The following is a 25507-nucleotide window of genomic DNA, read 5'->3' on the forward strand; positions in this document are numbered from 1 at the left end:
TCCCTACCCTCTCTCATTTATAAAGAAGATGCCCCTGTTAGAAGGGACATCTTCTTTTATTCCTTTTGACGCAGTACAGTATAGACTCCTGCAAAGATACATAGAATCCCAATGAATGAGCGTATCCCCATCTCTTCACCTAAAAGCAGCCAGCCAAGAGCTGCCCCTACGATCGGTTGAAAGAAAAAGAACAGACCGCCGCTCGAGGCATCCATCAATTGAAGCCCTCTATTCCACAAAAAGAATGCTAGAGCTGTTGAGATGATGCCTAGATAGAGAATGCCGCCCCAAATCTCTGGTCTTGCCATCTGCTCCACATCTAGATGAGGTAAACGAAATAAAGCAGGTGGTGTTAAGACAATGAATGCAATGATGATCGCATATGTGGTCGTCACGACTTGAGGGTACTTTCCTGGAACCCGTTTCAGCAAAACAGACATGAGCGCCCATGTAAAAGCAGCGATGACGAGTGAGAGACCGCCAATTAATTCATCTGTTTGCACTGCGACTGGTCCAATCATGAGCCATACACCTGCTGTAGCAAGCAGAATGGATGCGCACTTTCGAACAGTCATGGCTTCTTTTAATAGAAAGAACGCAAACAGCACCATAAAAGCAGGGGTCGCAGATGTGATAACAGCCCCCATTTGTGCTGACGTATACATGGTGCCGATTTCTTGGGTCACAATTGATAGAAAATTTCCGATCAATCCGATCATTACAACAAGCGGGATATCTTTTTTATCTAATCGAAAGGAATAGCCCAACCGCCAAATGGTGCACACCAGCACGATTCCTGCTATAGCATATCTCATCCATACAAGCTCAAGCGGCGGAACCACCGCTACTGTTACTTTGACAACCACGTACATGCCGCCCCAAATACTTGCTGCGATTGCTAGGTAAAGGGCGCCTATATATTTTTCATTCATCATTTTCCCTCCGTTATTGGATATTTTGAGTACCATATCCACAAACGGAGATCACTCTCCGTTATGGACGGAGGGCATTTGGAACATCATGTTCAAACAAAGGTTTCCACAGCATTTGTCGTCACTCCAATTATTTTTATTTTCTGATACTTTATAACAAATTCTGGTTGACTTCAATCCTTTTTGCACCTTTTTTCTTCATATAATAGAAGATAAGCGGCTATTGACATGCTAAATTCGTTTTCATATAGTAATTAAAACTATAGGTCGTCATGCAGAAAAGGAGTAGAGGTCGTTGGATATTGAAGCTAGAAAACATATTCCCACCACGGAACATGAACCATTTCTCGAGGGAATAAAAGATTGTGTGCCAACCCTGCTTGGTTATATGAGTATCGGGTTTGCCTTTGGAATTGTTGGAATTAGCGCACAGTTGAGCTTATGGGACATTGCGCTTCTATCAATCTTTATTTACGCAGGTGCTTCACAGTTTATTATCTGTGCACTGCTTGTTACGGGTAGTCCCCTTTCTGCTATTATTTTCACCACATTTATTGTGAATCTGCGTCATTTATTGCTCAGCCTGACGCTTGCTCCTCATTTTACACGCTACTCTGTGAAACAAAATATTGGGTTCGGTCTTTTGCTGACTGATGAATCCTTCGGTGTAGCGATGAATAAATTAGCGCAGCAAGGAAAGCTGAATAACAGGTGGATGCACGGACTGAACATAACGGCGTATTTATGCTGGATTGCGGCCTGCATACTTGGCGGCATTTTTGGACACTGGATTTCAAATCCTGAAGCACTTGGTCTTGATTTTGCTTTATCAGCGATGTTTGCTGCACTGCTAGTCCTTTCGTTACAGACAGTACCCAAAAATAAGTTAACTCATCGCCTGTCACTTGTTTTGTATATGGTCGTTGCGATGTTTGTTCTGCTTCATTTTGTTCCATCACACGTGGCTGTGCTCTTAGCAACTGTGCTTGTCGCAACCATTGGGGTGGTGACAGATAAATGATCAGCAGCTTTATGTTATGGCTCATTGTTGGTTGTATGATCGTCACCATCATTCCAAGGGTCATACCCTTTATTTTTGTAAGAAGTATTCAGCTGCCTGAAGTGGTGCTGAAATGGTTATCGTTTATTCCTATTTGTATTTTTACAGCTTTGATTGCAGAGCATCTCTTCATCCATACAACAACAGGCACAGGCGTCACCATTCACTGGATGTATCTTGCTGTCTTGGCTCCTACTGTACTCATTGCTGTTTGGACAAAAAGCTTGTCACTTACTGTTCTTGTCGGCGTTATGCTGATGGGCACTGCCAGATGGTTTTTCTAAAAGAAAAAGCTTAACCGCATGTGGTTAAGCTTTGTTTCATTTTACGATTCCGTATACAAATCCATCGTAACCCTTTTCACCAACAGTTTGAATGGCTGTAGCCTCTATTCTTGACTCTTGTTTGAGTAAATTGAAAAATTCACGAGTTCCTTGCACTCGTTCATCCCCATCAGAATCAAGAAGGACTGCTCCATTTCTGACGACATTGTCTGCAATAATGACTGTTCCCTTTTTCGAGAAATCTAACGCCCACTTCAGATATTTCGGGTTGTTCGGTTTATCTGCATCAATGAAAATTAAATCGAATGGAAGCGCAGCCTTCTCTTTTAACTGAGATAACGTATCTAATGCCTTTCCTTCCAAAATGCTCACCCGTTCCGATAAGCCCGCTCTGCTGATGTTTTGCTGTGCGATCTGTACATGATGGCTGACAGCCTCTAGTGTGATGAGTTCTCCATCCTCTTCGAGAGCACGCGCCAGCCAAATGGTACTGTATCCACCGAGTGTCCCGATTTCTAAAATGCGCTTTGCATTCTTCGTTTTTGCTAATAAATAAAGCATTTTCCCTTGAGCTGGTGACACATCAATTTCTGGCAGGCCTGCTTGCTTATTATGAGTAAGAGCTTGCTCCAAAACATCATCTTTAGGGATCAACTTGTCTGTGATATACTCGTCAACTTTCTCCCACACTTGCTTCATCTCAACCATCTCCCTTGATCATGCCTTCTGTTTTAAGTCTACATGATGATAGCGAGCGCGTATAATCAATTCTTTTCACACATCTATTCATTTTATTGATGAAAGACATGTCATGATGGAGACATGAAGCAGCGCACTGTTTTTCGGTTCTACTGGTTCAGTTTATTTTTGACATCCCCTTTTTTATCTTGAAGCTTTCCTTTTGCTTGATCCTTTTTCCCTTCTGTTTTCAGGTTTTGATGATCTGTTGCTTCACCAAGCTTCTCTTTCAATTGACCTTTGGCTTGATTTGTTTTTCCTTTCGCTTTATCCATATGTCCTTTTTCTTCACTCATTTGTTCCACCTCCACGTTTGATACTATTCATTTAGCCTTTTTGACAGATACAAAACATCTGAGTGTGCGATGTACACGTTTCAGGTATGATAGACATTAGAAGAAGGGTTGGTGTTCTATTTCATGATCATCTCTAAAAAGATATTCACAGTTCGTGGGGTGACCTATCGTATCCGGTCCGCTTCAGCGGCTGATGCCAAGCAGTTATCAGCTCTCAGACTGAAAATCGATGGTGAAACAGAATATTTAGACCGTGAACCAGGCGAAGCCTTTCTTGATGAAAAAGCATTTGAGTCTTTGATCCAAGAGGATACCAAACAAAGCCGGCATTTATTTTTGGTCGCTGCTATTGAAGATGAAATTGTTGGTTTCTCCAGATGCGAGGGACATTCACTCAAGCGCTCTGCTCACAAAGTGACATTTGGCGTCGCCATACAAAAAGATGCTTGGGGCTATCACATCGGCAAAGAGCTTTTAGCCGCTTCAATCGACTGGGCAGATCAGCAGGGTATTCAGAAGATGTCACTTCAAGTGCTGGAAACCAACCAAAAAGCCATTCGGTTATATGAGAACCACGGCTTTCTGATTGAAGGTGTTTTAAAAAACGATAAACGGCTGAGTGACGGATTATATTATGATACTGTTGTGATGGGCAGACAGCGGCCAAGCTCCTGACTACTTACATCACATAGCCCCATATCATCGAAATCGCACTGTATATCAGAAGCAGCCCCATCACATACTGGAACGGTTTTTCGTAAGCAGTCAAAAAACGCTTATACAAAGAGCCAAATAAGCTCCAGCTGAATGTACCGAGAAAGCCAATGAGTGCGAGAATCAGCGTCCATATGACAAACTGCATATTAGATTGTCCATATGGCAAAACAAATGTTGAAATCACAGTCAATCCATACAAGATTGCTTTTGGGTTGATAAATTGCAGCATCATACCAGGGATAAAATGATTGTAGCGATCAAGTGTTTCGTCATCCCCGCCTTTACTTTTCATGATTTTGACCGCTAAATAAATCATGTATGCAGCTCCGATGAACGCCATGACCCAGCCTATTTTCGGCATCACTTGATAAAGAATAATATTAAAGAAACAGCTCAAACACAAAATAACGAGAAATCCGATACCCACACCTAAACAAAATCGAAATGTTTGCTTGACCCCATATTTATTCGTAAAGACCATGGCCATGATGTTGTTTGGCCCTGGGGTAAAGCTGCTAACAAAAGCATAGATCAACATAGATACAATCAAGATGCCGCCTCCCTTATACGTTATATAGACTTTAATTACTTCATTGCGTATATTACGTTTTATTGTAACGTTCGGTCTTTATAAAGTAAATAGAGAAAGGAGTTTTTTCATGGAAGACGTACAATCGATTATTTCTAAAAATGTGAGGCTTCTTAGAGATCAAAAAAAATTAAGCCTCGAAAAGATGGCAGAATTAACTGGTGTCAGCAAGACCATGATTGGACAAATTGAAAGAGGAGAATCGACCCCTACCATCACGACTTTGTGGAAAATCGCCAACGGATTAAAAGTATCTTTTAGTGAGCTCATTCACGCACCACAGCCTGAAATTAAAGTAGTACGTAATGAGGATGCACAGATTTTAACTGAGGACGACGGCCGATATCGTGTGTACACGACTTTTCCTTTTGATGATCGGGGGAAATTTGAAATGTACCGAGTAGAAATTGATCGAGGCGGGTCGCTGCGTGCGAATGAACACATTGGAGGAACAGAGGAGTTGATCACTGTTTTTGAGGGAGTCCTTGATTTAACCATTGGTGATGAACAATACACCTTAAAAACTGGAGACTCTATTCGTTTTAAAGCGGACCGGACGCACACGTATAAACAAACCGGGGAACAAATGGTCCGGATGCAAATGATTCTTTATTATCCACATGAAAAAAGCTGACAGGCTTGTCCACCTGTCAGCTTTGCATTTTATTTAATTAAATCCTGGATCGCGTACCACTGTTCCAGTAAATGTGACACTATATTTTCCTAATCCTAATTCTTTAATAGAGGTTTGTTTTAAAATCCCGACCCAGCCATCCTCTGCATATACGATACTTTCTGGGATGTTTGATGTCGTATATGTTCTTGTTACTGAAACAGTTCGACTGGCCTGAGCCGTTATTTCACTGTTTGTTTGCTCCTTTGCTTCCACTGGAGCAGTTGTGACCCCAGCACCCGTTAAGACAATTGCTCCAACCAAAACAGAAGACATGACCTTTTTCATAAAAAATCCCTCCCTTTTTTTGTTGAACGTATAAACTATACCATAATTTAGAACTTTTGTAAGTTATTTTTTGAAAATTATGATATCATTGTCTTATGCTGGATAGAGTGCGTTACATACTTCTATGCTTTTATCCTCATCTCAATCTAGTGAAACAATGTGAATGGAGGTGATTTCATGAAAAAATGGCTCATCTGTTTTCAACTTGTTTTCCTCTTCACCTTGACGACCACACCATTTGCTTCTGCTGCTTCATGTCCTACAGTGAAACCATGTGTCATTGATCCTTAAGCATAAGAAAAGGCCGATCAAGCCTATTCACTTGATCGGCCTTTTTATTTATTTTTGCTCTGCTTCCCAGCGGGCAACTTCTTCTTTTACTTTAGGAGCGACTTCTTTTCCAAATAGCTCAATGGCTTTTAGCACTTGATCATGCGGCATTGAACCAACCGGTACATGAAGCATAAAACGTGTAATGCCTACATTTTTTCTAAGGTGAATGACTTTCTCTGCCACGGTATCTGGATCTCCTACATACAGCGCGCCTTCTAAAGTTCTCGCTGAATCAAACGTAGAACGAGTATAAGGTCCCCAGCCTCGCTCTCTCGCTAATGTATTCATCACATGCTGTGTCGATGGGAAGAATTGATCTGCTGCCAGGTCTGTTTCTGCCGCAACAAATCCATGAGAATGTGATGCTACAGTTAATTTTTCAGGATCATGTCCAGCATGCACTGCCGCTTGCTTGTACAGCTGAACGAGCGGTGCGAACTGTCTAGGACTTCCGCCAATGATTGCGAGTACAAGCGGTAACCCTAGTAATCCAGTACGTACGACCGATTCACGGTTTCCTCCACTGCCGATCCAGATTGGAAGCGGATCTTGAACAGGTCTTGGGTAGACCCCAACATCCTGAATGGACGGGCGATGCTTTCCGCTCCATGTGACACGCTCTGACTGCTGTAATTTGAGCAGCAAATCAAGCTTTTCTTCAAATAATTCTTCATAGTCATCCAGGTCATAGCCAAAGAGCGGGAATGATTCAATAAATGAACCACGGCCTGCCATAATTTCTGCACGTCCGTTTGATAGTCCATCCAGTGTTGCAAAATCCTGAAATACACGAACAGGATCTGCTGATGAAAGGACTGTCACTGCACTTGTCAGACGAATATTTTTTGTTTGTGTTGCTGCAGCCGCTAAGACGACAGCTGGATTCGATGCGGCGAAATCCTCACGATGATGCTCACCTACGCCAAATACATCGAGACCGACTTGATCTGCTAAAATAATTTCTTCTACTACTTCTCGAATACGCTGTGCGTGACTGACTGTTTTTCCTGTTTGAAAATCAGGTGTTGTTTCGACAAATGTACTAATTCCTAGTTCCATGATTGGAACCCCCTATCTTATAAATATGTCACAAATTCAGAAACTGGCTTTCTGTAGCCTCTCGCTTGTCTGCTCTCTACTTTTTCTTTTCCGAGTGTAATCATTAACACAGGAACCAAATCTGATTGAATGTTTAATACCTTTTTCATTGCTTCAGGATCAAAACCGATCATCGGGCAAGTATCCCAGCCTTTATTTTTAGCGGCAAGCATAAACAGCATGGCAGATAAGGAAGCATTGCGGATCGCCTCTTCCTTCTGGAAATCGGCTCCTCTCTGCACATAAAAGCTCATGGTCTCTCTGACCATTTCTTCATATTGCTGCGCATTGATAATCCCTAGCATTTTTAGGCCTTCATATATGTTCCCTGCGTGCTCATAAGCATTTGGATCTCCGAGTACGATGATCGCTGCTGAAGCAGAGTGCACTTTATATTGTCCAAATGCCGCTTCTCTTACTTGTTCTTTCAACTCTTCTGTTTGGACGACAACATATTGTGTGTGCTGTAAGTTAAAAGCGGATGGTGCCAGCTTGACCTCTTCAAATATGCTGTTAAGCTCTTCTCTCGAAATCGAGATATTTGGCAAAAAATTTGATGCGGATCGTCTTTCACGTACCAACGTATCAAAGCTGAGTGTCATCTTGTTTCCCCTTTTCACGAAGTTGTTTTGCACCTAAACCGATTTTTTTTAGTAATTCAATCAGCTGCTCTTTTTCTTCTTTTTCAATAAAGGATAGATTTTGCGAAATGACCTCTGTGTGTTTAGGGAAAATGTCGTCAAACAATTGCTTCCCTTTTTCCGTAAGCCGTACATGGAATACCCGCTTATCTGAAGGCGCACATTGCCTTTTCACAAGTTCTTGTTTTTCTAGTTTGTTCACGACATATGTCATGCTTCCACTTGGGATTGACAGGATATCGCTAATTTTTTGAACAGGCTGAGGCCCTTTACTGTAGAGCAATTCAAGGATTTGAAAATTTTCAAATCCGATATCATAACGTTCAATGTCTTTTTGGATATTTGTAAAAAGGGCTTGATAGGCTTTCATCCACACGCGGAATAGCCTTAAATCTAATTCATGATCATGCTGCACCATGGCAACTACTCCTTTTTCAAGAAATCCTAAAACTAGGATAAATTTATCCTAACACTAGGATATTTTCTTGTCAACGAGTTTATTTCATGAAAAAAGACCACCTTGGTTCAGTGATCCTCTTCTTTTAAGATAAAATGCATTTCAGCAATTTGCTTATATTGATGTACTTCCTGTAATGAAAACCTGGATTCCAGATCCGCCGGCGAAAACAGAGGAATTCCTCTTCCTATCATGACAGGTACGATTTGAAGAAAAAGCTCATCAACCAATCTTGCTTGTATGAAAGATTGAAGCAGTCCCCCGCCGCCGACAATCCAAATATGCCGTCCTGTTTCATTTTTTAATTTTTTTACAAATGATAAGATATCTTCGCGAATGATATGGGTTCCTTCCAGACTGTCTTGTAACGTACGTGACATGATATAGCATGTCTTTCCTTCATAAGGAAACTGATCTGGTGACAGCTGAAGAACTTGTTCATATGTATTGCGCCCCATGATCAGCGTATCGACTGACGCATAAAAGGTGTCATAGCCCGTTTCTTCTTCGCCCTCTGTCCCTATCAGCCAATCGAGCCGATGATCCTCTCTCGCTAAATATCCATCGATACTCATCGCCCCATAAAAAAGCAGCTTCCTTTTCTCACTCAATCCCATCACTCCCTTTCTCCGAATAAGAACATACATTCTATTCAATTGTATCAGAAAGGAAAGACAAAGGATACATGTTTACGATTCCTGTTCCACCTTGACGAGAAGCTCGTATAATTTATGCGCGAGTTTGCCGGCATCAATGGTCATTTCTTCATGAATCCATTCCTCGAGTACACCCACGACCCCAGACACGACAAAAGAGGCCTCGATTTGTTCATTTTCTGTAATCGGCCGCTGATCAAGCTGCCACTCTTTCATGATTTTTTCTTTGAAAAATGCTTTGAATTGGTTTGTCGTTGGGCCATTGGGTTTTACAAATAACGTCAACATATATTGATTCTCTTTCAAGTACTCAGTCGTTTTGTTTAAAAAGGAAAGCATATCAAGAGGGTCCTGACTTGGAAAGGTTTCATCATATAACCCCCCAAGCTGATCGAATAGTTCTTTCTCAAGCTGTTCATATAAATCAAACACATCTTGATAGTGCAAATAAAAGGTTCCCCTGCCTAAATCCGCTTTCCTTGATAGCTCTGATACCGTAATCTGCTGTACTTCCTTTTCCTTTAACAGCTCAAGAAAGCTTTCCCGAATGGCTCTTTTTGTTTTGATTGTTCGTCTGTCCTTCATGACATCCCCTCCATTGTTGAACAATCAGGCGCCAAATGTCTATTTATGAACAGGATCTCATCCATTGCCGATGTTCGATTGGTTTACTTCTTATAATAATCAACACATGTTCAATAATCTATATGTGTTCAGTAAAGGAGGACCATCATATGTTTCATTTTAGACTTGCTAGAGAGGATGAACTGCCTCAAGTGGCAGAGTTGTTAGATGATTCGTTTCAGGATTATTCATTTTTTGACTTATTATGTGAAAAGGTCTCAAAGCGGTCTGCTTTCGCTCGTCAGCTGCATTTGGTCAATACAAAGGTGTATTTTCAGCATCAAATCTGTTTTGTCGGCGTTGAGAACGAGAAAATTGTGTCTGCTGCCCTTTTAAAGCATCCGCGTCTCCCTGAACCAGGCGTCATGGATTATGTGTTGTCAGGTGGGTTAAAGATGCTCTTCACTGGCGGTATATCAGCGATTCAGCATGTGTTCCGTGTTTTAAAGGAGGCGAAAAAGGCGTGTTCTTCCTTAAAGCAGCCTTACTGGTATTTAGAAGCACTTGTCGTGGCAAAAGACCAGCAAGGAAAAAAACTTGGAAGCCGCATGTTAAAGCAATGTCTTTTTCCCTTTATCGCCCGGCAAGGCGGCGGACTGTTCACGCTGATTACACACAACGAAGCCAATCGTCATTTCTACCGAAAAAATGGGTGGGTGGAGTTTGATGAAAGGGTATTGCGCGGAAAGGAAATGTCCTTAGCAAGCTGGAGCTATAAAACCGTGATTAAATAAGGTATCCTCTTCAGGTGATGATATAATAGAGTCAGTTCAATCAACGATCATACTTGGAGGAGAGACTGATGATACGACGACTTGATCATATCGTGTTGACCGTACAACATATGGAGGACACCATTCGCTTTTATACAAACGTATTAGGGATGAAGGAAGAAACTTTTGGTGAAGGCCGTAAAGCGCTTCGTTTTGGTTTACAGAAGATCAACCTTCATGAAGCTGGTCATGAATTTGAGCCAAAAGCGGCTCATCCTCTTCCTGGATCTCATGATTTGTGCTTTATCACCGATTTAGACATGGACAGTTTGCTGCTGCACCTCCGGAAGCAAGTGGTCCCCATTGAAGAGGGGCCGGTCAGACGCACCGGTACATTAGGTCCAATTGAATCTGTTTATATCCGTGATCCTGATCTGAATTTAATTGAAATCTCTCGATATATAGAGGAGGGTGATCCGTCATGACTCGTATATTTTTGAGACCGATTGAAGAGCAAGATTACCCTGGTATTCAAAGAGGGTGCCAGCATGCAGAAACACTTTATATGACTGGCACACGCAAAACGTTCACACTAGAAGAAATTCGATCCGCCTATACCCGCTTTTTGCAAGATGACAGCAGACGAGATTTCGCCATTTGTCTGCTAGACACGAAAGAGATGATTGGGGATGCGGCGATTGTGGACATTGATCCAATCAATCATACGGCAAGCTTCCGTATTGCGCTTCACGGGCCTGAGCATTTTCAAAAAGGCTATGGCACTGAAGCGGTTCGGATGGTTCAAGCATTTGCCTTTGACACATTAGAACTCAACCGTCTTGAGCTTGAAGTCTTTTCCCACAATCCAAGGGCCTTTCGAAGCTATGAGAAAGCTGGGTTTCAATATGAAGGAAAAAGACGCCAAGCGCTCTATTTCAACGGTACATACTCAGATGTCATCATCATGGGCATCCTTCGTGAAGAATATAACCACATGATGAATACAGATGCTCCTGCTTAAGAAGGGTTATCTTTTTTAAAAAATTGAATCCCAGTGACGATGATTAAACAAATGATGGAAGAGAGAACGATAGAGACACTTGATAGACTAAGCGCCATGCCTTCCCATCTGCCAATAAAGAAACTGACAATCAATAAAACCAAGCCAAATAACATCAAGCATACAGGGACAATGAACCCCGCATGGCGCTGCCGGCGTCCTTTCCCTGCCCACCATGAGAGACAAAGGACAACGATTGTAAAAAAGGCGGTTTGCAGCCAGAACATGTATGTCAACTCCTATTCTCTTTTTTGATCCCATAACAATGGAGGTACTTCAATTGAACATTAGACCCATTGAGCAAAAAGACAATCCGTATATCGCAGCGATTATCCGCCAGTCACTAGAATCAGCGAATCTGGCAATTGAAGGAACAGCATACACTGATCCCCACCTTGACCAGCTTTTCGAATACTATCAATCATTGACTCATGCAGCCTATTGGATAGCTGAAGAGCAGGGTGACATTGTGGGCGGTGTAGGGATTGCTCCTTTTACAAATGGAGTATGTGAATTACAAAAGCTCTATTTAAGTCCAAAAGCACAAGGAAAAGGTGCGGGCAAAAAACTGATGGATACGGCGCTGGAATATGCCTCTACATACTACGAAGCGTGTTATTTAGAGACCCGCCGGGAATTAACAGCGGCTACAGGCCTTTATCAGCGATATGGCTTTTCTCTTCTTTCAAAACCGCTTGAAGGCTCTGAGCATTCTGCAATGGATGCTTGGTATCTCAGGGACCTTATCATCATGAACCATAAAACAATCGATAGGTTTTGATCCTCTGAAAGCCTAATTTCTCTGCTAGGTTGATTGAAGCTAGGTGATGGACATCGCAATCCCAATGCGGTGTCCTCTTTTTTTCAAGACAGATGCTGATCATATGCTGAGCTGCCAGCAGTGCCAAACCTTTTCCTCGATAAGTCTCATCTGTCCAAATATCTATCTCCGCACGATCCTCACTTGAAAAAATAGAGACACATTCACTTACCACGTCCTCTCCATCTAAAATGGCAATCCCGATTCCCTTTGATAGAAAGCGAGCTGTTTCTCCCCAATAGGCTTCGTAATAGCTAGGAGAAAAAGCACTGCTTGCATTCATCACCTGCTCATTTGTCCGCTCTACTCTATAGCCTGGATGAGGCTGAGTGACATGAGAATGTGCCTGAGGATAAACGTATGCATGTCTTTCCATCTCATTCAGATGTGACCCAAGGCATTTTTTCATCAACGCATCTGTTAATTGATTTGCTGAAAATATGGTAAATCGGCCGTTTTGTCTTTTCTGCCTTTCGTACACATCCACAATGAAGGCTGAGCAGCGTAACAGCTCCGCTTCACTCCTTCCTGCAACATAATAAATGCCGCATGAAGCTTCGAGAAAATAAACAAGCGGATGCGCTTCATCATCTACATAAAGATGTCCTTGTATGACGCCATCCATGACCGCATCTACAAACACTGGATATGCTGGATCAATCTGACGAATTCCTTCCTTCATGGATGATGCCATTTGCTGCCGAAAGAGATGCACGGTGCTTCCCCCATTCACGAACATGTTCTTTCCTTCCATTATATATAAAAAGCTCAGGGCATGCAGTGACTCTTTGTTTCATTCGATTTCCTCTATTGCTATGCTCATTGCACAGGCATTAAATCACCTGAAGCCGCAGTCTTAAAAAAAGAGACCTCGTTTAAAAGGTCTCTTACTTCTACATTCATTATTCTACCGCTGTCTCTTCTGTCGCCTTCCCCTTCCAAATAAGGGGTAAGCCTAATCCAAGAAATAAGACAACACCCTGCTTTGATCAAATAATATGCCGCCAAGTGCCGGGTCAAAGATCGTACCATTACTTATGTAGGTAGAGTTCATTTCCCTACACATACTGAAACCGCATTGGAAGAGATAATAAATCACTGGACGCTGAAACTTAACAGCGTAATGTTTCTTGTCATCATCTCATATGATCAATCGCTCTCTCTAAAAATGAATCATCCCTAATTCTACTGCTGCTTTAATTGCTTCCGCTCTTGAAGTGACCTCCAGCTTTTGATAAATATTTGTTAAATGAGCTTTGACAGTTCTCTCGGAAATCCCCATATCAAATGCAATTTCCTTACTTCGAAATCCTCTAGCCACTGCTTGCAAGACAAGCATCTCTTTTTCAGTCAGCATGTTTATTTCTTTTTTCAAATGGTTCGGAGTCACTTGCTGCTCTGTTGATTCAAATACCTTAGCAGCGACGTTTGCTTGAAGAAGAATATCTCCTCTGATAGCTGCTTCAATTGTATAAAATAAATTTTCCCTGCTGGCATCCTTTAAAAGATAGCCCTTTGCTCCAAGTTGCAGCCCTTCAATCATTAATTTCTCTTCGTTATAGGTAGTGAGAATGAGGACTGGTACTTTTAATTGAAGAGACTGCATCTCTTTTAGCATCTCAAGCCCACTCATGTTAGGCATGTTGAGGTCAAGTAATACAAGGTCTGGAGCCTTCTCTTTCAAGACATCTAACCCCTTTGCCCCATCCTCAGCTTCACCAACAACATCAAATCGTTGATCTGTCTCAAGAATTAATTTTAATCCTTCTCTAACAACAAAATGATCATCGACAATCACAATTTGATAAGACATTGTTTTTACTCCTTTTTCAAAGGTATGGTTACCGTCACTTGTGTACCTTCATTTTTTTCACTTTTTAAGTGTAGCTGTGCATCAAGCAGTCGGGCACGTTCTGACATACCTATTAGACCGTAATGCCCGGAAGTGGATTCTTGTTTTTTCTCATCAAAACCCACTCCATTGTCTGTGATTTGCAAGGAGATGTGATCATCTTTTTGCTCCATCACCAATTCGACTTTACTTGCTTTGGCATGCTTGGCAATATTCGTCAAACATTCACTGACAATGTATACGGTATGTTCGATGAGAAAAGGGGACACTTGATAGGAGACAGCCACTTTTGTATGAACTGGAATATTCGTCGCCGTCATAAAGCGCTTCACTTCATCTTTCACAGAATCAGCTAAGTCATATTGATCCTGGCTATATGTTCGAAGATCGTCGATGACCAATCTCGCCTCAGCTAATGTTGTCCGCGCATGGCTCATAGAACCTTTAATAATGCTTTGAGCACGCTCAACATTCTGATTCTCTAAATGTGCATGGACCGCTTCTAACTGCATAATAATACCTGCCAGTCCTTGTGCAAGGGTATCATGTAAATCTCTCGCCATTCTTTGACGCTCATTTGCAAGTGTCAGCTCTTCCACTTGTTGATGTGCCAATTCAAGTTCTTTTAAAAATGTTTGTGTACGGATTCTAGCTTTGACTTGTCTAAAAAATAAAATGGAGTATGCGATGACTACAATCAGAATCAAAAACAAAATAGGAATGTATACCGTCAAATCATCTGTATCATTGACCAAAATAAGGGCAAGAAAAAAAAGGACATAAAAACTAAGCCCTGTCAAAATCACCTTCAATGTATGATAATATACCCCAATACTTTGCGCAATTAGTACTGGTAACAGACCAATTAAGATCACAGGGGTAGCCGCCTGCATGACTGAAACACAAAGTAGGATCACAATTCCTTGAATCAGAAAATATACCCATGGATTCTGCTGAAACCAGTAAAATGACCACCAATGCAGAATCAGATGTATGGCAATAAGTGCAGAAAAAAACAGGCTAGAAATTGCTAATGGGGTGGTTATAAACTGAAATATCATTGCTGCAATATAAACAAGAACGACCCATAATAATGTTGGAATCCGCGAATAGATCATTTCATTAAAAGGGTCTACCCGTCGTTTCGCCATAAATAATCACCATCCGAGCCTCATATTCACTCAAAAAATACCGCCCACCCTTTATCGAGGTAATGGCGGTATCATCAATCATACCATGTAAGACTATCAGTGACTAAATCACCTTCTCTTCTTTCTCATCTTTCTGAGAAATAGACTCACCTTCAATGTCTATACGTGGAAGCCAGCTTTCGAACCATTTAGGTAAGTACCAAGCAGCTCGTCCGATCAGCATCATACAAGCTGGGATAAAAGTCATTCTTATGACAAATGCATCAAACAGAACGCCGAATGCCAACGTTAATCCCATTGTTTTAATGATCAAGTCATCTGCAAAGATAAAACTTGCAAAGACGAGGATCATGATTAAGCCTGCGGCAGTCACTACTCTTCCACTGTGCTTCAAACCTGATACAACGGACTTTTTCGCATCACCTGATAGAAGGAAATCTTCTCTCATTCGACTGACTAAAAAGACCTCATAATCCATTGCAAGACCAAATAATATTCCTGTCACTAGTACAGGCATAAAGTTTAACAATGGGCCATTTGCTGGTATTCCAAACAATGACGCAAGGTGTCCATCCTGTAAAACAAAGACTGAAAAACCTAGTGTAGCGGTCAATGTCATAAGGAATCCTAAAACCGCTTTTAATGGAACAAGGAATGATCTAAACACAAGAATCATCAAAATCAAAGCAAATCCAATAATGACTCCTGCAAATTTCGGTAACGCTTCACTGAGTCTATCTGAAATATCTATATTAACTGCCGTAGAACCAGTAACAAGTAATTTCGTATCATACTTTGCAGCAGTCTGACTAGATTCATTTCGTATATCTTTGACTAATTGCTTTGTAGCCTTATCTTCTGGACCGCTTTTCGGTAAGATGGTCAGCATGGCGTACTTACCCGATGGATTAGGAACAGCCGGTGCCATTTGTTTGATGCCATCCATCTTCTCTAATACTTTTGTTGTTTTCTCAATAGATTTCGTTGCGTTATTTGCATGGGAGGCATCAATGATAACAACCAGTGGCCCATTAAACCCTTTGCCAAACCCTTCTGCTAACAGGTCATAGCCCTTGCGTTCAGTTGTTTCCTTCCCCTTCATACCGTTATCAGGAAGACCCAACTCCATATGAAGTGCTGGCCAACTGAGTAGACCAGTCAATACAATGACACCTAGGATGATCTTACCTGGATACTTCTTGATAAACCTTCCCCAAGCTGTTGTTTCTTCTTTTTGTTGAGATTGTAATTTAGAGAACCATTTATTCTTTCTTGAAGGGCTTACTTTATCACCAAGAATCCCTAGTATCGCAGGAACAATTGTCAGAGACACAAGCATAACTGATAGTACCATGAATGCAGCTACAAGACCCATAACGCCTAAAAATGGTATACCGACTAATACAAGTCCGCATAGTGCAATCACGACGGTGACACCTGCAAACAATACAGCACTGCCTGCTGTAGCAACAGCTCTAGCAGCTGCTTCTTTCAATTCGTAACCCTCTGCTAATAGCTGTCGATATCGAGAAATGATAAATAATGCATAATCAATTCCTACGGCAAGTCCAATCATCACAGCTAATGTAAGACTAAATGCAGACATATCAACAAAATTTGAGGTAATTAATATGACCATCACACCGATCACTAACCCAATGACAGCCGTCAAGATCGGTAGTCCTGCAATCAATAGTGAAGCGAAGGTAAAGGCTAAAATAAAGAAGGCCATGACAATACCTATGACTTCCGAAATCCCGCCTACCTCAATTTCTGAGAATGTGACGGAGCCGCCTAATTCTGTTTGGATGCCAGCCTTTCTTGAAATCTTAATACTATCTAATACTTTCTCTTTTGAGGATGCTTTTACCTCATCCGCCTTCACCCGGTATGTAATATCCGCATACCCTATTTTCTTATCCTTACTAATAGCAAATGTCTGATATAAATCCGTCACTTGCTTGACTGCTTTATCCTTTTTGACTTCTTTGATCGTTTCGTTCAATTTGTTTCTTACTTTTTTTGTTTCTAATGTTTCGCCCTTAGGTGCTTTAAAGATCAGACGGATCGTCCCACCATCATCACCTGCTGGGAACTTTTTCTCCAAGAGATCCATTGCCTTTTCTGACTTTGTTCCTGGAATCGACATATCTCCATTAAATGAAACACCTGTCCCTATTGTTATCGCCACAACAGCTACTAAAACAAGTAACCAACCGATAATCATCCGTTTTGGCTTAGAAAAAGCACTTTTTCCTAAATGATATAAAAATTTTGCCATTCACTTACTCCTTTTTCTTCAACTTCGTGAACTTCATCTTTTTATTCTAAGCAATGAGATGGTCGATTGAAATTGTACTTTCGGGCAAAAAGCACTGTACTTTTAGGCAACAAAAAAGGGCATCTTCTTAAGATCCCCTTTAAAACGTTTATGAAGCGACTGTTTTTCGTCTCGTTCTGTTGATTTTACCGACAAACATATAGCCATATTTATAATGATTTGCTAACCGTGACAATAGGATAGATCCAGCAATTGCTAGTGCTGATATTATGATTGTCCCAACAAAGAATGGATAATCTTTTAATTGGCCCCATAGCAACACAGAGATACCTAGAAAATACCCGTGAAGCAAATAGATGGTGAATGAATATTGACTAATGACAGCTACGAAAGGTGGAACTCTTTTCACTTTAGAAAACAAGAGAAAACATAAGAAGACAATACTGACTGTATAAAGAACAACGTCTGGCCTCTTAGAAGAAGGCTCGAAAAAGCCTACATATGAATTGCTTAGAAGAGTCGCTGCTGAAATCAAAATAAGTCCATACACGGCATACTTAAAACGATGAAGTCTTGTGATAAACTGCTGATAATTCACTCCACAATAATAGGCTAAACAAAAATAGAATAACCACCCTGGAAATGGAATCCATTCTAAGCCGAACATTGGATTAGGTAATTGAGGTTGTGGGAATTTGACGAGATTCATGACACTTAAATAACCAACTGTGATGATAAAGGAGATCGGCAATACCCATTTGGCTGAGGTACGCTTAGCAATTTTGTGAAAAAACATGTGCAAAAAGTAAAATTGAAAAATAATCAGAACAAAATAACCAATATAATTTCCCAATAAGACATTTGCTGAAGCTCTTTTAAAAAAGTCAGCTGTCCCTCCATTTAACGATGCCGAATGCATAAACCCATCGACAATCCCAATAAATGCAAATGGGAAAAAGATGGCTTTCACTCTCTTCCACATAAATCCTTTAGGTGTACCATTTGGATAAGAATGCGCCAATAAAAACTCAGAAATGAAAATAAAACTCGGGGTACTGAACATGAGTAGAGCTACAAGAATAGATGATGAATGGGGGCTAGATAAGATGGCTATTGCATGAATGAGCACAACACTCAAACACGAGATACACCGAATAAAAAAAATCTCTTTAATTTGCATTGAAAATCCTCCTCTAGCTTTTTGGTAAAACATGTATTATATTAACATGAATAACACCTCATCAATAGGGACCTTGTGATTATTTCAATACTCTATCCACAGGAACAAAAAAAAGAGCCCTAGTTAGAGCCCTTAATCAGATACAACCGTCGCCTTCCCTTTCCAAATCAGAGTTAAGCCTAATCCAAGAAATAAGACAACACCTGCGAATAAAAATGGGAAATGAATATTTTGATCGAATAAAATGCCGCCAAGTGCCGGTCCGAAAATCGTACCTAGGCTTGTGTAGGTGGAGTTCATCCCTGCGACAAATCCTTGCTGGTTGCCAGCGATTTTTGATAAGAAGGTTGTTAATGCTGGACGCAATAAATCAAACGCAAGGAAAATGACACATGTAACAATCAGAACAACCAAAAAGCCTGAAACAACGGTTGAAACGAAAGCAAGGACAGCCCCGATAATCAGACATAGCTGAATCACTCTTTTTTCTCCTAGGGCATTCACCAGTTTACCAAACACAAGTACTTGGATGATGACTGCCACAATCGAGCTGACGGTAATGATCACGGCAATATCTTTTGGACCAAATCCAAACTTATGATTTGTAAACAAGCTAAAGACTGTTTCATATGCAGATAGTCCAAATGCGAGGACAAACACAATGATAAAGGCGATGAGGTAGCTTGGATGAATCGATTTTTTCAAATCTTTAAAGAAAGTCGATTCTTTCACTTCATTCATTTGCTTCTCTCGCTCTTCTTTTGTTAAAGGCTCCTTCAGCATAAACATAGACGAAATAACGGCAATAAACGCAATCCCTGCCGCAAAAAAGAATGGCAGGCGTACGCCGTATTCTGCAATAAATCCGCCAATTCCCGGGCCAATGATAAAACCGGTACTAATGGCCGCAGAGACATAGCCCATCGCCTTTGATCTTTCTTGAACGGTCGTAATATCTGCGACATACGCAGTGACAGCCGGCATAATAAATGCCGCACTAATACCGCCTAGAAGCCTTGCAGCATACAGAACATACACGTGTGTACCAAGACCAAAAACGAGTTCTGATAACGCAAATAGAAACAGCCCGGACACAATCATAATCTTTCTTCCGTAGCGGTCTACCCATCTACCTGCAATAGGTGATGCGATGAGCTGAGCAACGGCAAACGCCGCCACAAGATATCCCATTGTACTCCCTGTTAGATGCATGACATTCATGAATAGCGGCATGACAGGAATAATGAGACCGATGCCTAAAAACGCAATAAATATATTACTTAATAAAATAACGAGTACTGCTTTTTGCTCACGAATCGGTTTTTGCATGATGTTTGTTTCCCCTTTATTGACTCACTTGTTACTCATGATGGTTGATTCCGTGAATAAACAATGAGATCGCCTCTTTTTGTAACTCTTTCTTCTGCTCGATGGTGTCATTTTTATATAACACGTCTAATCCATAAAAAACGGAAAGTAATATTTTCACTTTTGACTCCACATGCTGGATTGACCAGCTGCCATCTTTGTTTCCTTCAAGTAAGATATCTCTCATCACATCATCAAAATCGACATCAATCTTGTTCAGCCGTTCCATGACTTCGTCTGATGTAAAGGCACTGGCACAAAATTCCTCACTCGCTCTCATTAATGGGTAGTTAATGCCCATTTGACTGAGCAGTTCTGCAAACCCGGCAAGCTTGTCGATAGCTCGGTTCAGTGTTTTCTTCTCCTCATGCCAAGTTTCCATCATCAAACGGTGATCCTCTTCCATAATATGAAGGAATAAAAACTCTTTTCCTTTGAAATGATGATAGAGATTGCCTTTACTAACCTCAGCAGCCTCTAAAATATCGCGCACGGATGTTTCTGAATAACCTTTTTTTGCAAATAAATCACGTGAAGCGGTGACGATTTTTTGCTTCGTCTTCTCACTCTTTCCAGCCCCGCTTTGTGTACTTGTCATGTGTCACAATCCCTTTCTACCCTGCATTTCTTCATGTAGACTAAATAAAACCGACCAGTTGGTTTATTTTTTATTATAAATGGATTTTCCTTATAATACAATGAAAAAGTGGATATACCGATGATCTCCCTTTCAAGGGTATCCGTCAATCATTTAACTTTTCTTTATATTTAACTTCACTTAAATATAAAGATTGCCTATAATAGAAGAGAGGTGATGTCATTGGATGAGGAAATCATTCATTACGGTAAAAAGATCATTGAATACTCGAATGCTCTAGGCTCAATTTATGTAGAAGAGTATCAACGATTTTTAAAACATGAGTATGCAGATTTATCAGCCAAACAAGAGCTGACACTTGAGCTGCTGCGCACGAAAACGAGAACAATCAATGAATTAGCTGATTACTTTTCGATTTCTGCCAGCGCAGCTAGCCAGCTTGTATCAAAGCTTGAGCAGCTCGGTTATGTCAAACGAGAAATTAATCCACATAACCGAAGAGAAATCATTGTTGATTTTGCTCAAAAGGGCCATGACTATCACAAGAATACGGAAGACATTCAATTGCACATTATACAAAAATACTATGCAAAGCTTCCAAAAGAAGATTTAAAAACATTACTATCTCTATACGAAAAAATCTATCAGATTGCGAAAGAAGCGCCTTAATACGGTGTTTCTCTCATCAACATTTAAGTTATCTAAACTATTAAGGGGATGAAAATATGCAAAGCATTCATTTACAAGATGGCCGGTACATTGGTTTGACTCAATACGGTGATCTTGAGGGGTTTCCAATTTTCTTTTTTCATGGAACACCTGGATCAAGAGTGATGTTTTTAGATGATGATCCAATCTCTCAAAAGCTCGGCATTCGTCTCATCTGTTTGGATCGACCTGGATTTGGTTTATCCACCCCTCTACCTGACCGTACAATTTTAGACTGGGCAAAAGACGTGCTGGAAGTGGCAGATGATCTTGGCATTCAACATTTTTCAGTGATGGGTGTATCTGGAGGCGGTGCATTCGCGGCTGGTTGTGCCTATCAATTGCCGGATCGCGTCCTTTCAGCCGCTCTGATCTCAAGTACAACCCCTTTTCAAAGCGGAAAACCGCCGAAAAGCATGCTGAAAGAAAATAAATTAGCCTTTTTCCTTAGTAAGAAGTTTCCTTGGCTATTGAAAGCAAGCTATCGTTCCCAGAAGAAAATGATTGAGAACAAACCAGAGAAATTTAAGAAGCTGGCCAAAAACGGGAACAAGCATTTACATCCGTGGGATCGGCAATTCCTTCAAACCGAAGAGCAGTTAGAAATGATGATGAAACATTTACACGAAGCGATTCGTCAATCGGTGGATGAATGTATTCGTGAGCCCATTTTACTTTCAAAGCCATGGGCATTCGATATAAAAGATATTCAAATCCCTGTTGATGTATGGCATGGGAAAGAGGATACGATGGCTCCATTTGTAGAAATAGAAAAAATAGCTCGGACGATTTCAAACGTCAAAACCTATTATATAGATCAAGCGGGGCACTTTCTTACAGATGTAGACGATATTTGGCGAGATATTTTACTCTCTTTAAAGGAACGTGCTGAACGTCAGGAACATGCATAAAAAAAGACCCAATATGACTTGGGTCTTTTTCTTCATTAATACTGTTCATAATACCTTTGCACTTTAACTGGATCTTTTGTCTTCGTCAGTGCCAGCATGAGCAGAATACGTGCTTTTTGTGGGTTTAATGAATCAGAGGACACAAAGTGATGTTCATCATCCGTTTTTTCGTGAGTGACAATTCCATTACCCGTACGGCTTGATCTCACAAGAACCACATCTTTTTTCACTGCATCTGTTGCCCCTTTGATGGCTTCTGTTGACATCGTTCCGTTTCCTGCTGCGGCCACGACAATCCCTTTCGCCCCTGCTTTGACTGCGGCATCATACATATATTTTTGATCATTTTGATAGCCGTATAAAATATCGACTTGCGGCAATTCTTTTATCTTTGATACATCAAATTCGCTCTTAATCGTATGTTTTCTTGTCGGTTCGTTATAAAAGGAAACCATTTCACCAGCAATTTCTCCGATGTATCCTTGCTCAAGTGACTTGAAGGCATCGGTTGTGGTCGTGTTTGTTTTCGTAACAAATCGAGCTGATGCAATTCGGTCATTTAATGTGACCATGACCCCTTTGCCCTTTGCTTCTTTGGTTGATGCAATTTTCACCGCATGATACAAGTTAAGCGGGCCATCCGCACTGATTGCCGATGCTGGTCTCATTGAGCCAACGACCACCACAGGCTTATCACTTTTGACAACTAGATGTAAAAAGTAAGCTGTTTCTTCAAGTGTATCTGTTCCATGTGTGATGACAATGCCATCAACTTGATCATCGTTTAAGAGTTGATTCACTCGTTTGGCTAATTTTAAAAGAAGAGCGTTATCAACATTTTCACTGCCCACATTCGCAACCTGCTCACCTGTGACATTTGCAATATCCTTCAGCTGTGGAACTGAAGCAATGACTTTATCAATGCCAAGTGAACCAGATTTATAGCCCGTCGTATCTGTATCACTGTCCGAACTGCCAGCAATCGTCCCGCCCGTGGCTAATACCTTAATATTAGATAAGGACTTATTCCCTGTTTCAACCGCCTTGTTTTTCTCTTTTGTTTCACTCGATACGTTCTCTTTTTCATTTTGACTATTCTCTTGAGTGCCTGTGTTCGCACAGGCTGCTGTCACTAGTAATAAAACAGAAAGAAGGACAGCACCTAACCATTTTGTCATGTTCATTGGATCATCTCTTTTCCTCATTTGATGGATTTCATGGCTAAATCTCTTTCTATAGGATTTACTTTATACCATACCTTCATTCATCGGCATGAGGCTAAAGGTACAGAACCAATTAAAGGTAAAAAGGGCATTATATTAAAGATTTATTCAATTCTTAATACCTAAATTCGATTTAATTAAATTGAGTGTTGAAGGTTGCGTATTCTAAAAATAACCGATGCTTGATAAAGAATTTATGATAAAATATAGTAAATTTTACAATAAAGGAGTATACATTTTGCATTCGCTTCAACCCTTTTACAAAATCCTAATCACACTATTCATCAGCTCTATTTTACTCGGCTTGTTTGTCTGCTTATTTCCACCTATTCAAGCTGAACCTGCGTTTCTGATATTTTACATTCCTATCCTTTTTGTTTATTATTTCGTCTTTGCGGTTCCTTTGCAGTTATTGTTTTCTTTGCAGCCAAAGGCTTTTCATCTACTTTATTTAGCTACTTATTTACTGATTGCAATGGTTGTCATGCTCTTTTTCATTGATGGTATTGGGAGCCAGGCGTCTTTACCCATCATCATCATGAGCAGTCTTATCTACTGGACCTGTGATTCTTTGTTTTATCAAAGGATGCATGAAAAAAACACCTAATGCGAAGGTGTTTTTTTCATCAGTTTCTTTAAAGCGTGTATATCTCTTTCTCATCCAATAATCGGTATCCATTTTGAACGATCTTCGCAGGACGTACAAGATCCTGTTCTATATGGTGACGAAGAGTATATATTGTGATGTATAATAGCCACCACTTGTTACATACGTCACCAGATCCCCTCCTATGCTTGACCACACAATTAATCATGCCATAAAAAAATCACTGAGGAAATCTACCTCAGTGATGGAATCTTTATTTCATACTTGTACCAGCGTGTGAAAAGATCGGATCTTTCAATTCAAATTCGAATGTCTTTCCGTCCACAATACCGACTGTTTTTTCACTGTCATAAAGCTCAAGCAGACAAGCTGCCATTTCTTTTGATGTATGATATTTCTTGAAATTGCCTTCATATTCAAATTCGTCTACATCCAATGAACGCTTTGCAAATTCTGATTCTGTTGCAGAAGGTGCTAATATTTTTGCCTGTAACTTAGCTCCCTTTTCTTTCAACTCTAGGGCCAGCCCTTCTGTAAAGGCACTCACGTAAAACTTCGTTGCTGAATAGGTGACGGCATTGCCAACGACTGTATAGCCTGCTCGTGAAGAAATGTTAATCAGCTGCGCTCCCTCTACTTGCTCATAATCACGAACAAATAAGGTGGATAGAATCGTTAATGCTTCGATATTCAGATGAAGCATATCTCCAATTTTACTTAAATCCTGTTCCCCTATCGAGCCGAAATGGCCGAATCCTGCATTATTAATGAAGGTGTCGAGCTCATATCCAGCCAATGATTCATAAAATGAATACACTTGCTCCATGTCGGTTAAATCGACAGACTGTATGTTTACTTTGATATCGGGATATTGATCATGAATCTTTTTTTTCAATTCTTGGAGTTTATCGAGCCGGCGTGCAGCTAAAATAAGATTTTTCCCTCGCGCTGCAAAGGCGAGAGCCGCCTCATATCCAATACCTGAACTTGCTCCTGTAATGACTTTATAGCCCATTTGATATCCCCCTATTCACGTCTTCTTACTGGTTAAATTATAACGACAGCATTTCGCTCAAGTCAATTTTGAAGAGAGTCAAAGGGCAGCATGTCTAACTTAGGACAGCTCCTCAGTCACTTCCTTTTGAATCATTTTGGAGGATATCATGTTGAGATTTTTTTGTTAATTTTTGAAAAACCAATTGGTAGGAATGTTCGATTAACTCCTCTACAAATGAGGATGGAATGTCTGCATCAAGGTAAATGGAATTCCAATGAGTCTTATTCATATAGTAGCCAGGAATAATTCCTTCATGCATCTCTCTTAGTTCTTCAGCACGTTGAGGGTCACATTTTAATGTGATGACAGGCTTTCGATTCGCATCTCCGCCCATCATAGCAAACATCTTTCCGCCAATATGATAACGATCTGCCTGCCATTCTGGCTGATAATCATGGGTGACTCCTTTTAAAGAAAGACAAAATGCCTGTAGTTTCTCTTTTTCCATTAGATTCGCTCCTTTTTTAAGTTATCTCCTATGCTTTCTATTATATCGACAATGAAGGTGGATACCTGATCTTTTTTCTCTTTCTTTAGGTACAACAATAAAAGCACAGGCCCGCTGTCTCCTGTGCTTTTGTATCATTCTTCT

Annotated in this window: 31 protein-coding genes and 1 pseudogene; 10 read left to right on the forward strand and 22 right to left on the reverse strand. The window is 40.6% G+C overall.

The window, feature by feature from the left end; genetic code table 11:
* Positions 1-56 precede the first annotated feature (56 nt).
* A complete protein-coding gene (locus tag NSS92_RS11480) occupies positions 57-932 on the reverse strand; it encodes a DMT family transporter (protein WP_340868041.1) in 876 nt (291 codons plus the stop codon).
* Between the two features lie 295 nt (positions 933-1227).
* On the opposite strand from NSS92_RS11480, the gene NSS92_RS11485 reads away from it, so the two are divergent.
* Entirely contained in the window at positions 1228-1953 is a 726-nt protein-coding gene (locus NSS92_RS11485) for an AzlC family ABC transporter permease (RefSeq protein ID WP_267587574.1), read from the forward strand.
* Complete coding sequence (locus tag NSS92_RS11490; RefSeq protein WP_267587575.1) at positions 1950-2276, forward strand: AzlD domain-containing protein; 327 nt, start codon at positions 1950-1952, stop codon at positions 2274-2276. The genes NSS92_RS11485 and NSS92_RS11490 overlap by 4 nt, the downstream gene beginning before the upstream one ends.
* A 36-nt stretch (positions 2277-2312) precedes the next feature.
* On the opposite strand, the gene NSS92_RS11495 is transcribed toward NSS92_RS11490, so the two are convergent.
* Positions 2313-2975 carry an O-methyltransferase gene (locus tag NSS92_RS11495; protein WP_267587576.1) on the reverse strand — a complete coding sequence of 221 codons (663 nt, stop codon included), beginning with the start codon at positions 2973-2975 and terminating at the stop codon, positions 2313-2315.
* 149 nt (positions 2976-3124) lie between these two features.
* Positions 3125-3310, reverse strand: a complete 186-nt coding sequence (locus NSS92_RS11500; RefSeq protein ID WP_267587577.1) for a CsbD family protein — start codon at positions 3308-3310, stop codon at positions 3125-3127.
* 123 nt (positions 3311-3433) lie between these two features.
* On the opposite strand from NSS92_RS11500, the gene NSS92_RS11505 reads away from it, so the two are divergent.
* On the forward strand, positions 3434-3985 hold the full coding sequence (locus NSS92_RS11505) for a GNAT family N-acetyltransferase (RefSeq protein ID WP_340868046.1): 552 nt from the start codon (positions 3434-3436) through the stop codon (positions 3983-3985).
* A gap of 4 nt (positions 3986-3989) precedes the next feature.
* On the opposite strand, the gene NSS92_RS11510 is transcribed toward NSS92_RS11505, so the two are convergent.
* Positions 3990-4577: a LysE family transporter gene (locus tag NSS92_RS11510; RefSeq protein ID WP_267587579.1), complete on the reverse strand. Its 588-nt coding sequence runs from the start codon at positions 4575-4577 to the stop codon at positions 3990-3992.
* Positions 4578-4686: 109 nt separating this feature from the next.
* Here NSS92_RS11510 and NSS92_RS11515 point away from each other — a divergent pair, with 109 nt between their 5' ends.
* Positions 4687-5250 carry a helix-turn-helix domain-containing protein gene (locus NSS92_RS11515; protein WP_267587580.1) on the forward strand — a complete coding sequence of 188 codons (564 nt, stop codon included), beginning with the start codon at positions 4687-4689 and terminating at the stop codon, positions 5248-5250.
* A gap of 33 nt (positions 5251-5283) precedes the next feature.
* Here NSS92_RS11515 and NSS92_RS11520 read toward each other — a convergent pair whose 3' ends face one another.
* From NSS92_RS11520 to NSS92_RS11545, 6 genes are all read right to left on the reverse strand, one after another.
* Positions 5284-5577, reverse strand: coding sequence for a hypothetical protein (locus NSS92_RS11520; protein ID WP_003214005.1), 294 nt, complete (start codon positions 5575-5577; stop codon positions 5284-5286).
* A gap of 339 nt (positions 5578-5916) precedes the next feature.
* On the reverse strand, positions 5917-6969 hold the full coding sequence (locus NSS92_RS11525) for an LLM class flavin-dependent oxidoreductase (RefSeq protein ID WP_340868052.1): 1053 nt from the start codon (positions 6967-6969) through the stop codon (positions 5917-5919).
* 17 nt (positions 6970-6986) lie between these two features.
* Positions 6987-7610 (reverse strand): nitroreductase family protein, encoded by a 624-nt coding sequence (locus tag NSS92_RS11530; RefSeq protein WP_267587581.1) that lies wholly within the window; start codon positions 7608-7610, stop codon positions 6987-6989.
* Positions 7594-8067 carry a MarR family winged helix-turn-helix transcriptional regulator gene (locus NSS92_RS11535; protein ID WP_340868054.1) on the reverse strand — a complete coding sequence of 158 codons (474 nt, stop codon included), beginning with the start codon at positions 8065-8067 and terminating at the stop codon, positions 7594-7596. The genes NSS92_RS11530 and NSS92_RS11535 overlap by 17 nt, the downstream gene beginning before the upstream one ends.
* 107 nt (positions 8068-8174) lie before the next feature.
* A complete protein-coding gene (locus tag NSS92_RS11540; RefSeq protein WP_340868057.1) occupies positions 8175-8717 on the reverse strand; it encodes a dihydrofolate reductase family protein in 543 nt (180 codons plus the stop codon).
* 78 nt (positions 8718-8795) lie between these two features.
* Positions 8796-9347 (reverse strand): TetR/AcrR family transcriptional regulator, encoded by a 552-nt coding sequence (locus NSS92_RS11545; RefSeq protein ID WP_048240359.1) that lies wholly within the window; start codon positions 9345-9347, stop codon positions 8796-8798.
* A 149-nt stretch (positions 9348-9496) separates the two neighbouring features.
* On the opposite strand from NSS92_RS11545, the gene NSS92_RS11550 reads away from it, so the two are divergent.
* The 3 genes from NSS92_RS11550 to NSS92_RS11560 all read left to right on the forward strand — a co-directional run bounded on the left by NSS92_RS11550 (position 9497) and on the right by NSS92_RS11560 (position 11120).
* The gene (locus tag NSS92_RS11550; protein WP_340868062.1) at positions 9497-10120 is read left to right on the forward strand and encodes a GNAT family N-acetyltransferase; all 624 of its coding nucleotides are present in this window, start codon (positions 9497-9499) and stop codon (positions 10118-10120) included.
* A 68-nt stretch (positions 10121-10188) separates the two neighbouring features.
* Positions 10189-10584, forward strand: a complete 396-nt coding sequence (locus NSS92_RS11555) for a VOC family protein (protein WP_024425420.1) — start codon at positions 10189-10191, stop codon at positions 10582-10584.
* A complete protein-coding gene (locus NSS92_RS11560; RefSeq protein WP_254806192.1) occupies positions 10581-11120 on the forward strand; it encodes a GNAT family N-acetyltransferase in 540 nt (179 codons plus the stop codon). Before NSS92_RS11555 ends, NSS92_RS11560 begins: the two co-directional genes overlap by 4 nt.
* Here the strand turns inward: NSS92_RS11560 and NSS92_RS11565 are convergent.
* The gene (locus tag NSS92_RS11565) at positions 11117-11386 is read right to left on the reverse strand and encodes a YesK family protein (protein WP_340868071.1); all 270 of its coding nucleotides are present in this window, start codon (positions 11384-11386) and stop codon (positions 11117-11119) included. The two genes, NSS92_RS11560 and NSS92_RS11565, sit on opposite strands and share 4 nt — an antisense overlap.
* A gap of 53 nt (positions 11387-11439) precedes the next feature.
* Here NSS92_RS11565 and NSS92_RS11570 point away from each other — a divergent pair, with 53 nt between their 5' ends.
* Positions 11440-11940, forward strand: coding sequence for a GNAT family N-acetyltransferase (locus tag NSS92_RS11570; protein ID WP_267587588.1), 501 nt, complete (start codon positions 11440-11442; stop codon positions 11938-11940).
* Here the strand turns inward: NSS92_RS11570 and NSS92_RS11575 are convergent.
* The 8 genes and pseudogenes from NSS92_RS11575 to NSS92_RS11610 all read right to left on the reverse strand — a co-directional run bounded on the left by NSS92_RS11575 (position 11909) and on the right by NSS92_RS11610 (position 20409).
* Positions 11909-12718 (reverse strand): GNAT family N-acetyltransferase, encoded by an 810-nt coding sequence (locus tag NSS92_RS11575; protein ID WP_267587589.1) that lies wholly within the window; start codon positions 12716-12718, stop codon positions 11909-11911. The genes NSS92_RS11570 and NSS92_RS11575 overlap by 32 nt on opposite strands.
* Before the next feature lie 163 nt (positions 12719-12881).
* Positions 12882-13033: pseudogene (locus NSS92_RS11580) on the reverse strand (MFS transporter); the annotation flags it as partial.
* A 108-nt stretch (positions 13034-13141) separates the two neighbouring features.
* Positions 13142-13792, reverse strand: a complete 651-nt coding sequence (locus NSS92_RS11585; protein ID WP_267587591.1) for a response regulator transcription factor — start codon at positions 13790-13792, stop codon at positions 13142-13144.
* A 5-nt stretch (positions 13793-13797) separates the two neighbouring features.
* Complete coding sequence (locus tag NSS92_RS11590) at positions 13798-14982, reverse strand: sensor histidine kinase (protein WP_340868074.1); 1185 nt, start codon at positions 14980-14982, stop codon at positions 13798-13800.
* Between the two features lie 103 nt (positions 14983-15085).
* Positions 15086-17263, reverse strand: coding sequence for an MMPL family transporter (locus NSS92_RS11595; protein ID WP_340868077.1), 2178 nt, complete (start codon positions 17261-17263; stop codon positions 15086-15088).
* Positions 17264-17411: 148 nt separating this feature from the next.
* The gene (locus tag NSS92_RS11600; RefSeq protein WP_340868078.1) at positions 17412-18443 is read right to left on the reverse strand and encodes an acyltransferase family protein; all 1032 of its coding nucleotides are present in this window, start codon (positions 18441-18443) and stop codon (positions 17412-17414) included.
* Between the two features lie 132 nt (positions 18444-18575).
* Positions 18576-19772 (reverse strand): MFS transporter, encoded by a 1197-nt coding sequence (locus tag NSS92_RS11605; RefSeq protein WP_340868081.1) that lies wholly within the window; start codon positions 19770-19772, stop codon positions 18576-18578.
* A gap of 31 nt (positions 19773-19803) precedes the next feature.
* Positions 19804-20409 carry a TetR/AcrR family transcriptional regulator gene (locus NSS92_RS11610; protein ID WP_267587598.1) on the reverse strand — a complete coding sequence of 202 codons (606 nt, stop codon included), beginning with the start codon at positions 20407-20409 and terminating at the stop codon, positions 19804-19806.
* Between the two features lie 216 nt (positions 20410-20625).
* Here NSS92_RS11610 and NSS92_RS11615 point away from each other — a divergent pair, with 216 nt between their 5' ends.
* Together NSS92_RS11615 and NSS92_RS11620 are read left to right on the forward strand one after the other, a co-directional pair.
* Positions 20626-21078 (forward strand): MarR family winged helix-turn-helix transcriptional regulator, encoded by a 453-nt coding sequence (locus tag NSS92_RS11615; RefSeq protein WP_340868082.1) that lies wholly within the window; start codon positions 20626-20628, stop codon positions 21076-21078.
* A 56-nt stretch (positions 21079-21134) separates the two neighbouring features.
* Positions 21135-22028 carry an alpha/beta fold hydrolase gene (locus NSS92_RS11620; RefSeq protein WP_340868084.1) on the forward strand — a complete coding sequence of 298 codons (894 nt, stop codon included), beginning with the start codon at positions 21135-21137 and terminating at the stop codon, positions 22026-22028.
* Positions 22029-22063: 35 nt separating this feature from the next.
* On the opposite strand, the gene NSS92_RS11625 is transcribed toward NSS92_RS11620, so the two are convergent.
* The 3 genes from NSS92_RS11625 to NSS92_RS11635 all read right to left on the reverse strand — a co-directional run bounded on the left by NSS92_RS11625 (position 22064) and on the right by NSS92_RS11635 (position 25363).
* The gene (locus NSS92_RS11625) at positions 22064-23212 is read right to left on the reverse strand and encodes a type II asparaginase (protein WP_267587602.1); all 1149 of its coding nucleotides are present in this window, start codon (positions 23210-23212) and stop codon (positions 22064-22066) included.
* Between the two features lie 899 nt (positions 23213-24111).
* The gene (locus tag NSS92_RS11630; protein WP_340868086.1) at positions 24112-24873 is read right to left on the reverse strand and encodes an SDR family NAD(P)-dependent oxidoreductase; all 762 of its coding nucleotides are present in this window, start codon (positions 24871-24873) and stop codon (positions 24112-24114) included.
* Between the two features lie 112 nt (positions 24874-24985).
* Positions 24986-25363 (reverse strand): MmcQ/YjbR family DNA-binding protein, encoded by a 378-nt coding sequence (locus NSS92_RS11635; RefSeq protein WP_340868088.1) that lies wholly within the window; start codon positions 25361-25363, stop codon positions 24986-24988.
* Positions 25364-25507 lie beyond the last annotated feature (144 nt).

Origin of the sequence: Bacillus sp. FSL M8-0166 (assembly GCF_038008825.1) — a bacterium.
Taxonomy (GTDB): domain Bacteria; phylum Bacillota; class Bacilli; order Bacillales; family Bacillaceae; genus Bacillus; species Bacillus safensis.